At 71.7% G+C, this 10,120-nt stretch carries 10 protein-coding genes; 3 read left to right on the top strand and 7 right to left on the bottom strand.

Going from position 1 to position 10,120, the window contains the following annotated elements:
• From V9U70_RS07215 to V9U70_RS07200, 4 genes are all read right to left on the bottom strand, one after another.
• Positions 1–1,208, bottom strand: a 1,208-nt coding sequence (locus V9U70_RS07215; RefSeq protein WP_336673634.1) for a peptidoglycan-binding protein, incomplete at its 3' end; no start/stop codon positions are given.
• Positions 1,209–1,698: 490 nt separating this feature from the next.
• Positions 1,699–2,268: a hypothetical protein gene (locus V9U70_RS07210; RefSeq protein WP_336673633.1), complete on the bottom strand. Its 570-nt coding sequence runs from the start codon at positions 2,266–2,268 to the stop codon at positions 1,699–1,701.
• Positions 2,232–2,702 (bottom strand): hypothetical protein, encoded by a 471-nt coding sequence (locus V9U70_RS07205; RefSeq protein WP_419723947.1) that lies wholly within the window; start codon positions 2,700–2,702, stop codon positions 2,232–2,234. Before V9U70_RS07205 ends, V9U70_RS07210 begins: the two co-directional genes overlap by 37 nt.
• Positions 2,699–2,959 carry a hypothetical protein gene (locus V9U70_RS07200; RefSeq protein ID WP_336673632.1) on the bottom strand — a complete coding sequence of 87 codons (261 nt, stop codon included), beginning with the start codon at positions 2,957–2,959 and terminating at the stop codon, positions 2,699–2,701. The genes V9U70_RS07205 and V9U70_RS07200 overlap by 4 nt, the downstream gene beginning before the upstream one ends.
• 108 nt (positions 2,960–3,067) lie before the next feature.
• Here V9U70_RS07200 and V9U70_RS07195 point away from each other — a divergent pair, with 108 nt between their 5' ends.
• Together V9U70_RS07195 and V9U70_RS07190 are read left to right on the top strand one after the other, a co-directional pair.
• Positions 3,068–3,904 carry a helix-turn-helix domain-containing protein gene (locus V9U70_RS07195; RefSeq protein ID WP_336673631.1) on the top strand — a complete coding sequence of 279 codons (837 nt, stop codon included), beginning with the start codon at positions 3,068–3,070 and terminating at the stop codon, positions 3,902–3,904.
• Entirely contained in the window at positions 3,901–4,110 is a 210-nt protein-coding gene (locus V9U70_RS07190; RefSeq protein WP_336673630.1) for a DUF397 domain-containing protein, read from the top strand. The genes V9U70_RS07195 and V9U70_RS07190 overlap by 4 nt, the downstream gene beginning before the upstream one ends.
• Positions 4,111–4,300: 190 nt before the next feature.
• Here the strand turns inward: V9U70_RS07190 and V9U70_RS07185 are convergent, their stop codons facing one another.
• On the bottom strand, positions 4,301–6,070 hold the full coding sequence (locus V9U70_RS07185; protein WP_336673629.1) for an esterase/lipase family protein: 1,770 nt from the start codon (positions 6,068–6,070) through the stop codon (positions 4,301–4,303).
• A gap of 481 nt (positions 6,071–6,551) precedes the next feature.
• Between V9U70_RS07185 and V9U70_RS07180 the strand changes: the two genes are divergently transcribed.
• Positions 6,552–7,364, top strand: coding sequence for an HAD family hydrolase (locus tag V9U70_RS07180; protein ID WP_336673628.1), 813 nt, complete (start codon positions 6,552–6,554; stop codon positions 7,362–7,364).
• A gap of 169 nt (positions 7,365–7,533) precedes the next feature.
• On the opposite strand, the gene V9U70_RS07175 is transcribed toward V9U70_RS07180, so the two are convergent.
• Entirely contained in the window at positions 7,534–9,702 is a 2,169-nt protein-coding gene (locus V9U70_RS07175) for a SpoIIE family protein phosphatase (protein ID WP_336673627.1), read from the bottom strand.
• Positions 9,703–9,827: 125 nt separating this feature from the next.
• The gene (locus V9U70_RS07170) at positions 9,828–10,112 is read right to left on the bottom strand and encodes a hypothetical protein (RefSeq protein WP_336673626.1); all 285 of its coding nucleotides are present in this window, start codon (positions 10,110–10,112) and stop codon (positions 9,828–9,830) included.
• Positions 10,113–10,120: the final 8 nt, after the last annotated feature.

The raw sequence follows: 10,120 nt of genomic DNA, 5'->3' as shown, positions 1-10,120 counted from the left end.
CGCCCGAGCTCCGTCACGTAGTCGTTGGCCGCCCCGGGACCGAAGGAACCGGCCCCCGGGAAGTGCTGAGAGGAAGACCCCGTCGGCTGGCCGAACAGCCTGGCCCAGGTGTACGGGCCGGGGTAGCCGTTCGCGTCGTTGCCGGTCCACCCCTGGGCCAGCTGGAAGTCCCGCACGTTGAGGCGGTCGGCCTCCGACCACCGGGGGCCGGGGCCCGAGGTGTAGTGCCCCCCGTACCCCTCGGCCACCAGCTGCCGGCCCAGCAGGGTGACGTAGTCGTTGTGGGAACCGGGCAGGAAGTACTCCGCCCCGGGATAGGCGTTCCCGGAAGCCGGCTGGATGTCGTTCCCGGTCCCGGCCACCAGCAGGCGCCAGGTGCCGGAGCCGGGGAGGCCGTCGGCGTCGGAACCGCTCCACCCCTGGGCCTCCTGGAACGCCTTGGTGGCCCGCAGATCGGCGTCACTCCACACCGGGCCCGGGCCCACTTCGTAGAAGCGCGCTCCGCCCCGGGCCACCAGCGCGCGCCCGAGCTGCGTCACGTGGTCGTTGTTCGCCCCGGAACCGAAGAAGCCGGACCCCGGGAAGACGTCGGCGATCCCGTCCGAGCCGCCCTGCGGGGAGAGGCCGCCCTCCCCGGCCGGCAGACCGAGCCCGCCATGGAGCCAGCCGTACGGCCAGTGGTTCCGGTAGCCGGACGGCACCCCCTCGCCGAGATCCTCCGCATACAGCGGGCAGCCCGCCTCGACCCAGCTGTAGGCAGCCGTCCCCGGGCACGCCGTCGCGATGTGGTCGCGGTGCCCGTTGAGCGCCCCGCCGGCGCCGTTCTGCCGCAGGTAGTCGATCGCGTCGACGCCGCCCCTGGCGAGCGCGGGCCGGAACAGGGTGTTCGTTCCGATGAGGAGACAGACGGAGTAGTAGCTGCGGTTCGCGCTCGCGGTGCCGTTCGCTCCGGACCGTATGTGCAGGCCACGCCCCTCGAAGACGGAACCGTGCACACAGACCAGGAACGAGTAGGCGATGTCGTCGTAGTCCTCGGTCGGGTGGTCGAGGTGCATCCGCTGAATGTTCCGGACGGTGCTCGCACAGGTGCTGTGATCGGGGACGCCGGCCGACGCGGGCACCCCTTCGTAGTGGAAGGTGACGCCCTGCGGCTCGAAGTCGGTGCTGGTCCCGCGAGGCGGAAGTGCGCCCCACTCTTCTCGGGTCACCAGGTGCATGGTTCGCCCTTTCCAGGAGTTCTCGCATCACTGACGGAACATGAAGAAGGGCCTCCGGTGAGGTTCACCGGAGGCCCACGCACACGGAACGGAAGCGAGGCACACACCTGGCGGCCGCCCAGCCCAGGACCCAGGGCCGGCCCCCGCGCCGCGCCGGAAACGACTGCGGTGAGCGGGGGAAGCGGACGGCAGGGGTCGCGGATCGCCGGGGCGGTGGATCGCCGGGTGTGCGGGCGCGCTTCGGTTCCGAGGAGGCGGCAGTGCGAGGAGGGGACACGCTCCCGCCGGAGTACACACCCGGTCGGGACGCAGCTCCGCCGCTGCCGCAACTGTGACAGTTATCGCGCTCGCGCGCAACAAGGGTCGCGACGCCCTCGCGGAGGCCAAGCGGCATTGGGCGAGGCGGCAGCGGCCTCCGCGTATGGGAGGCGGGCCCCTGGGTGCGCGTCCGCAACACGCAGCACGGGGCGGCCTCTGTGCGTCAGGGGCCGTCCGGCATGTCCCGGTCCCGTCGCACCTCCTGCCGGATGCGCTCGGCCATCAGGTCCGCGAGCGGGTCCCGCACCTCCCAGGAGTGCGCGGCGGGATGCCGGTCGTACAGGACGCACGCCTCCCCCTCCCTGACGGAGAGCCGGTGGATCACGGCGGGACACGGAAGCAGTTCAGCGAAACGGAACTTCCGGCGCGCACCGGCAGCGGCGGCAGCGCTCGGGGCACCACCGGGGCCGGGGCCAGGGTCGGGGCCGACGCCGAAGCCCGGGTCAGGGTCGGGGCCGGCGCCGAGGCCCGGAACGGCGTGGGGGCCAGTGTCGGTGTCGATGTCGGTGTCGGCGTCGGTCCAGAACATCCACAGGTCCCGCGTGGCGGGTTTCCCGGCCGACCAGAGCTGGGCCGCGTGCTCGGTGTCCCCGTCGTGCTCCCCGAGTTCGCAGAGCAGGAAGTCGTCCGGGGCGCAGGCGCCCGACGTCGGGTCGGGTCCGCTCTCCAGGGCCATCAGCGCGACGCGCGCGCCCATCATGGGAAGTGCGGTGTAGGCGGTGCACTGCAACACGTCGCTTCATCCTTCACGGCAGGGAGCGGGAGGGGCACGAGAGGAGGGACGCCGCGGCTCGCCGGGGCGGCCAGAGGCCGCACGACGAGCCCGTACCAGGCCAGGGCGTCCCGCGCGACGAACTCGTACGGCAGCCCGGCCGCGAGCCGCAGCAGTACGTAGTCGTGTTCGCGGAGACTGTCCGCCCAGCGACGGAGTTCGGCCGGTGCGTCGCGGTGCGCTCCGGCGACGGGGTGCACCGCGCGGGACGGCAGCCAGGGGGCGTACGGGTCCGGGTCCAGCGCGTCCGCGCACCGCCGCGCCTGCCGCCGGAGCCACCGGAGCGCGAGCCGCCGTGTCGGGGTGACGGTCCCCCCGAGCCGGACCGTCCTCGCCGCGTCGCCTCCATGGCTCTCCGCGGCGTACCAGCCGACGTGCGGGCGGCCCGGGTTCACAGGACCTCACCCCGACTGCGCGCGTTGAGCCGCGCGGTCCTGGCCCGGAGTTGCTCCATGAGGAGCGCGGGTCGCACACGGTGGGGCGCCGCCTCCCACTCCGCCCCGCCGCCCACGGGCCGGAGCGACCAGTAGGGGCCGGCGACCCCTCGGAACTCCCCCACGCGGTCGCCTCGGGCTGTGTCCACCATGAGCGTTCCGGGGGCGGGAGGGTCGGGAGGTTCCTGTGCATTCGGGCAGGCGTTCTGGCCGTACACCTATCGCTCCTCTCTGTAGCCGTACGACTACCGGGGCGACTCAGCGTGGCCTACGGTGGGAAGCCGTTCAACTTGTCGGTTCGGCACGGAAGATTGGGTGCGAGGCCCTTGAACGTCAAGGAGTTGAACCCGGAGAGTTCCGCGAAGGCCGCCTACGGCGCACGTCTGCGCGGTCTGCGGCAGGAGCGGGGCTGGACGCAGGAGGGGCTAGGCGATCGGATCGGCTACTCCAGCACGCACATCTCGTCGGTGGAAGTCGGCCGCAAGCTTGCTACCTTGCGCTTTTCGCGCAGTACGGACCGGGTGCTGGGACTCACCGCGACCGAGGCCTCGTTCGAGCGCGAGTTGGGCCGGATCAAGCACGGCAGCCTGCTGGAGGGTTTCCCGGAGTTCCTCGGCTACGAGGGCCGGGCGGCGGAGATCCGGCTGTACGAGGTGGGCGTGATGCCGGGCCTGCTCCAGACCCCGGAGTACGCCACGGTCCTGGCCGAGAGCGCCGTCAGGCGGGGCGCGATCACCGCGGACCAGGCCCAGGAGCGCGTCTCGCTGGTCGCGGAGCGCCAGGCGGCCCTCGTCCGGGAGAAGCCGCCGCTGATCTTCGCCTTGCTGGACGAGAGCTGCCTCCGGCGGCCCGTCGGCGGGCCCGCCGTCATGAAGGCGCAGATGGAACGCCTCATCGAGTTCGCCGAGCTGCCCAACACGGTGCTTCAGGTGGTGCCGTTCACCATGGGAGAGCACCGCCCGTTCAGTCTGCCGCTCTACATCCTGACCATGCCCGACCGCTCGCTCATGGCGTACGCGGAGTCCGCCCAACAGGGCTATCTCGAAAGGGAAAGCGGCTCGGTGCTGCCCCTGCTGACGGCCTACCATCAGATGCAGGCCGTAGCCCCTTCCCAGGCAGCGTCCGTTGACATGTTCAGGCAGTTGCGAAAGGGCACCCCGTGACAACCGAGACCCCCCGTTGGTTCACGTCCTCCTACAGCGAAAACGGCGGCGCGTGCGTCGAGATCGCCACCAACCTCGCCACCCCGCACGGCATCGTCCCCGTCCGCGACTCCAAGAACGTGAACGGGCCCGTCCTCGACATCCCCGCCGACGCGTTCATCACCTTCGTCGCGGACGTCCGGGCCGGAGGCTTCGGCGCCGTCTGAGCCACCTGTGCAACCTGTGCAACCTGTGCAACCTGTGCAACCGCCCCACCGTGCACGCACGGTGGGGTTTCGCGGGTGCGGGCCCGGTTTCGCGCTGCGGAAATCGCGACCTCTTGCCTCGGGGCGGCCCGGCTCGCCACGTTCGAGAGGCCATCCCACGACGGAGGGCGGGCGGTGGAGCTGAGCCGGATCAACGACACGGCGACTCCAGGGGCGTGATCACCGGCTGCGGCTGCTGATTCAGGCGGCGAGCCTGGCAATTTTCGTCGACCTGGAGGAAATCGACGACATTGTCCTTCTCGACGTCGGCGATCAGAATCCGCTCCGGAGCGATGCCGGTATCCGCCATGATCCTACGGGGCTTCTCGGAGAAAGCACCGGCCCCTTCGGCTTCCCATACCAGGACTCCTCCCCGAGGGGTAATAAGGACCCTGTCCACAAATTTACTACCGCTCACATGGACGAACCTGATATCGCCTTCTTGCCTAACAGGCTTGCCGATATCCTTGGGGGGGTCCCATTTCACGTACGTCTGACCGTTTCTGCCCGTGCTTCTGTTGCGCCAGACGGTCGCCCTTCCGTCCGGTCTGATGCGCAGGTAATCGGCCGCCTCGTCCCCGTCGATGTCGGCGAACTGGATCTCTTTCAAATCTTTGACGTCGTCGAGGTGACCGCCCGGAAGGGGGCCGGCGGTTCCGGCGGGCCTTTGCATGCACATGCGGCTGCCATCGGGGGCTTCGGCGACCCACGTGCGGACCGTCACTCCACCGTCCTCATCGACGACGATACAGTCGGGCAGCTCGTCACCATCGATGTCGGCGAAGCGCAAGGCGGCGCCTGTCGCACCGCCATCGGGCTGGTATGAGTTCTTCCCCGCCCCGTCGTCAACCAAGAGGCCTTCTTCGTTGAACCTGGTGTTCCACTGGTAAGTGAATGTCTGGTCCGCATACACATGCACGAATTCAGCCGCATCCTTCACACCGATGTCGAAAACAAAGAACCTCTCTCCTTTCTCATACCAATGCGGCACTTTCGGGCGGCTCCGCTCCGGGCCCCGGGCCTTCGCGTCGGCGCTCGATTCCCAGGGCATCGGAGCGATATACAGGACGGAGGCAACGGCCGCCAGGGCCGCGACCGAGGACATCGCGATCACCCGACGCCGCCGCCTGCCGGGCTGCCTCTCCGGGGCCGGGGGGAGGAGCGGGCTGGGCTCCGTCGGCCCGGGGCCGGCCTCCGGCCCGGGTACATACGGTTCGTTGCGCGTGGCGAGGATGAGACGGCGAAGCGCGGTGAACGTCCGGTGCTGGGGCGAGTCGGCCTTGAGGATGCTGAAGTGGTCGCCCGGCAGGGCGGAGCTGTCGGGGAAGACGGACTGTGCCGAGGCCCGGGACACCACGCCGTCACTCTCGCCCGCGTACACCGACACCGGGATGGGACAGGTGCGGTCGGTGACCTCGGTGGCGTGCACGACATCACGCACGATGGTGCGCAGGGTCATGTTGACCTGGTCGTTCAGCGGGCGGAGGCCCGCCTCTTGGGGATGGCGCCCGCCCAGTGCACGCCGCCGCAGAGAGAGCAGCAATTCCGAGCCGTTACTGGGACACGCCAGCATGACGAGGCGCTGGATTCGGACAAGTTCACCGCCTCGGCCGTCATGGAGCATACGAGCCAAGTAGCGCTGGGCCACCAGCCCGCCCTGACTGTGGGTGACCAGGAGCAGCTGGTCAAACGCACCGGCTTCCGTGGCCAGGTACTCCTTGAGGCTGTCGGCGACCGTGTCGATCGACGGGAAGACCTGTAACGGATTGACCGAAAGCAACCCGGTCGCATAAGCGAACGACAACGGCTCGACAAATCCGAGACTTCGGTCCGCGGCGATCTGCTCGCGCAGCGGCTCCCATGTCTTCGGCCCGGACATCAGCCCATGGATCATCACGAGCCCCAGTCGACTGTCCCCCACGACACCGAATCCTCTCCCCGAAACATGGAACATTCACCCTAGCCCCTCCCCCGGAGGGTTTCCACGCCCATGAGGATTCCCATGAAATGAGGGGTGCGGAGCGTTGAATTCCCTGTCCGGCCTCTTGGTGATCACCCGGCCGGCGGGACTGAGGCGTTTCCCCTCCGCAGGGCCGTCACGGCCTGTCCGGGCCGGGAGGCGCGAGCGGTCGGCAGGTCGACGGCCTCACCTGCGTATCGTAGGACGCGTCGTGATCCCGGCCCTGGGGACCTGCCGCGAGGCGGGCGCAGGGGCCGCCCGTATCTCGCATTACCGGTTCGGAGAGCAACCCCAGAAAAAGGACTCCCCAGGTCGATCCATCCGGGACCAGTTTTCCCACGAACGGGAGACCGGAGGGAAACCCGCCCCTGACCACAGTCCCTCTACCCGACCCCTCCCCGTGTGCGCAAGCGGCCATCCGGGGCCTTCTAGGCTGGGCCCCATGCCCCCTCGCCCCGCATACGCCCTCGTCGCCACGGACCTGGACGGCACGCTGCTGCGCCCGGACAACACCGTGAGCGCCCGTTCCCGCGCCGCGCTCGCCCTGGCCGCCGCCGCAGGTGCTCGGCACCTCGTCGTCACCGGGCGGCCCGCCCCCGGCGTACGGGGCGTCCTCGACGGCCTGGCGTACACCGGGCTCGCCGTCTGCGGGCAGGGAGCCCAGCTCTACGCGGCCGAGCGGGGCGGCGGGCGGTTGGTGCGGTCGGTCACCCTGGACCGTAAGTGTGCCGACACGGCGCTGGGGAAGATCGAGGCGGAGGTCGGGCCGGTGTTCGCCGCCGTGGACCAGGACGGCGTCGACGGGGTGACCCTGACCGAGGCCGGGTACCGGATGCCGAACCCGGCGCTTCCCGCCCAGCGCGTGGACTCCCGCGACGCCCTGTGGGAGCGGCCCGTGATCAAGGTCCTGGTGCGCCACCCGGAGTTGGGCGACGACGCGTTGGCCGCCGCCGCGCGGGGGGCCGTGGGCGATCTGGCGACGGTCACCCTGGCGGGGCCCGCCACGGTGGAGCTGGCGCCGCGCGGGGTGGACAAGGGCGCCGGGCTCGCGCTGGCCGCCGAGCTGCTGGGCATCGGGGCCGAGCGGACGATCGCGTTCGGGGACATGCCGAACGACCTGCCGATGTTCGGCGGCGCGGGGCGCCGGGTGGCGATGGGCAACGCCCATCCGGAGCTGCGGGCGGCGGCCGACGAGGTGACGCTGTCGAACGCGGAGGACGGCGTCGCGGTGGTCCTGGAGCGGCTGTTCGGCTGAGCCGCCCCGGCTGTCCCCCCGAACCGCCCCGCCTGTCCTCTCACGTACCGCCCCGGCTGCCCCCACAAACCGCCCCGCCCGTCCTCACGAGTCGCCCCGCCGACCTCACGAGCCGCCCCCCGCCCCCACGAACCGCCCCGCCGGCCGCACGAGCCCCTGCCGCTCGGGGTCAGCCCTCCTCGCTCCCGCCCCCTTCGCCCCCGTCGCCCCCGTCGTCCTCCGTACGCTCCTCGCCTCCGGGAAGCTCCTGTTCGGTCCAGAGCACCTTGCCGTCGGGCCCGTGGCGCGCTCCCCAGTGGGCGGCGAGCCGGGAGACGATGAACAGGCCCCGGCCGCCCTCGTCCACGCTCCCCGCGTGCCGCAGGTGCGGGGCGGCGGTGCTGCCGTCGTGGACCTCGCAGGTGAGCGTCGAGTCCAGCAGCAGGCGCAGCCGCAGCGGTGGAGAGCCGTAGCGGACTGCGTTGGTGACCAGCTCGCTGACGATCAGTTCCGCCGCGTCGACGGTGTCCTCGTCGAGCCCCCAGCCCTGGAGCCGGTCGCGGGCGAGGTCGCGGGCCGTGGCGGGCGTCGTCGGCTCCTGCGGCAGCTTCCAGGTGGCGACCCGGTGCTCGGCGACCGTGCCGGTGCGGGCCAGGAGCAGCGCCGCCCCGGCGGACAGGGCGTCGTCGGGCAGCTCGTAGACGATGTCGTCGCCCATCTGCCGGAGGCTCCGGCCCTTCCGGGCGAGGGCTCCCGTGATGCGTTGCGCGGCATGGTCGCCGGAGAGCAGCTCGTCCGAGCAGAACGCGAGGACGCTGCCCTCCTCCAGGGTGATGGTGGCGGGCGCGAAGGGGGAGTCGTCGGCGGAGAACAGATCGGGGCCCTCCGGTACGTCGAGGGCGAGCGTCCGGCCGTCGGGGCCGACGGCCAGCGGCGCGGGGTGCCCGGCGCGCGCCACGGTGCAGGTCCGGGTGAACGGGTCGTAGACCCCGTACACGCAGCCGGCGGTGAGGCGTTCGCTCCGGAGGGCGTCGCCCACGGGCAGGGCGGCGCGTTCGTCGGCCAGCCGGCGCGCGGTCTCCTTGAGCCGGGCCAGCACCTCCTCCGGCTCCAGGTCGAGGCCGGCCAGCGCCTGGATGACCGTACGCAGCTGGCCCATGGCGATGGCCGACTGGAGGCCCTGGCCAGCGACGCCGCCCACCACCAGAGCCGTTCGCGCGCCGGACAGGGCGATGGCGTCGAACCAGCAGCCGCTGTCCCGGCCGGGCAGCAGCACATGGGCGGTGTCGACGGCCGCCTGCTGCCGCTCGGTCTGCGGGAGCAGCCGCCGCTGGACCGTCGAGGCGATCACGTGCTCGCGCTCGAAGCGGCGGGCGTTGTCGATGCTGAGGGCCGCGCGCGTCGTCGCCGCGCGGGCGAGGGAGAGATCCTGCTCGTCGTACGGCTGGGAGGTTCCGCAGCGGTAGAGGCTGACCAGCCCGAGAACCGCGCCCCGCAGGGTGAGGGGGACGACGATCAGGGAGTGGGCTCCGGTCTCCGCGATGGTGCGCGCGTTTTCCGGGTCGGCGTCCAGCCACGGCGGGTCGGGGTGGAGCGGGACGAGCCGGGGCTCCAGGTCGCCCACGGAGAGCGCGTACGGCGTACGAAGCTGGAGCCGGCGGGTCCCGCCCGACGACCGGCCCCCGGCCCCCTCCCCGTCGACGTCCCGCAAGGCGTCGCACCGGCCGCTCGCCGCGCGGCGCAGCGAGGCGTCGGGCGGCAGCGATCCCACCGGCGGATCGGCTCCGCGCAGGACCTCGTCCACCACCTCGATGACCGCCAGGTCGGCGAAGCCCGGCACGAGGGCCTCGATGAAGGCGCTACAGGTGGCGGCGACGTCCAGGGAACCGCCCACCGCGTCCCGCACGGCGGCGAGCGCGGCCTCCCGGGCGCGGGCCCGCTCCCGTTCGGTGACGTCGACGACCGCGGCCAGCAGGCCGAGGGCGGTGCCGTCGGGGCTCTCCAGCCGGTAGGCCGAGACGAGGAAGGCCCGGTCGCCGGGGATCTGCCGCAGCCTGCCCCGTACGAGGTGATCGCAGATCGCGTCCTCGCCGGCGAGGACGCCGTTCAGGAGGTCCGCGGCCCCCTCGGGGTCGTCGAGCCGGAAGACATCGTGGAACCGGCGTCCGATCAGTTCGCCTGTCTCCACACCCTCCATGCGGGCGTTGGCCCGTACGAGTCTGAGGCGCGGGTCGAGCACGACGAGGACCACCGCGGACTGCGTGAACAGCGCTCTCAGCAACGCCTCGTCCAGGTCGTCCTCGGACATTGCGGTACCGGGCGCCCTTCCGGGCCCGGCCGGGGTATCGGCGTCCGACACGGCTCCACCCACCTCAAGGCTCCGGCGTGCCGGTGCACCGGCACGTGCCGGACCAGCATCACCCGCCGCGCCGGGCCCGGCCACCGGGGCGCGGCCGGGCGGGGACTGGGGCGGGACGCGGCCGGTCAGTCCTCCCGCGGTTCCCGGCCCGCTTCAGGTGACCGGGTGGCGGCGTCATGGTGGATGTTCAGCTCGCCCCTCATGACGGTGTAGGCGGTCCCGTGGTCCCGGACGGTGGTCTTCTGGGACGGCCCGGAACCGGCCTCGGCCTCACGGGGCCGGTGCACCTCGACCGTGTTCTCGTGACCGGCCACGACGGGGGCCGAGGAGTCACCGCCGATGCTGATCGTGAACTGGTCGCCGGTGCCGCGGGGCGTGCGGGCGGCGTCGGTGTCGTCTGTCGAGGACATGGTGTTCT

The organism is Streptomyces pratensis (genome assembly GCF_037137275.1).
Lineage (GTDB): Bacteria > Actinomycetota > Actinomycetes > Streptomycetales > Streptomycetaceae > Streptomyces > Streptomyces pratensis_B.
Note: the sequence above shows the minus strand (reverse complement) of the source record. Positions and strands in the feature narration are given on the sequence as shown.

Excerpts from the sequence above, each read along its gene's own strand:
- V9U70_RS07170 (WP_336673626.1), bottom strand. The coding sequence starts at position 10,112 with ATGTCCTCGACAGACGACACCGACGCCGCCCGCACGCCCCGCGGCACC.
- V9U70_RS07180 (WP_336673628.1), top strand. The coding sequence starts at position 6,552 with ATGCCCCCTCGCCCCGCATACGCCCTCGTCGCCACGGACCTGGACGGC.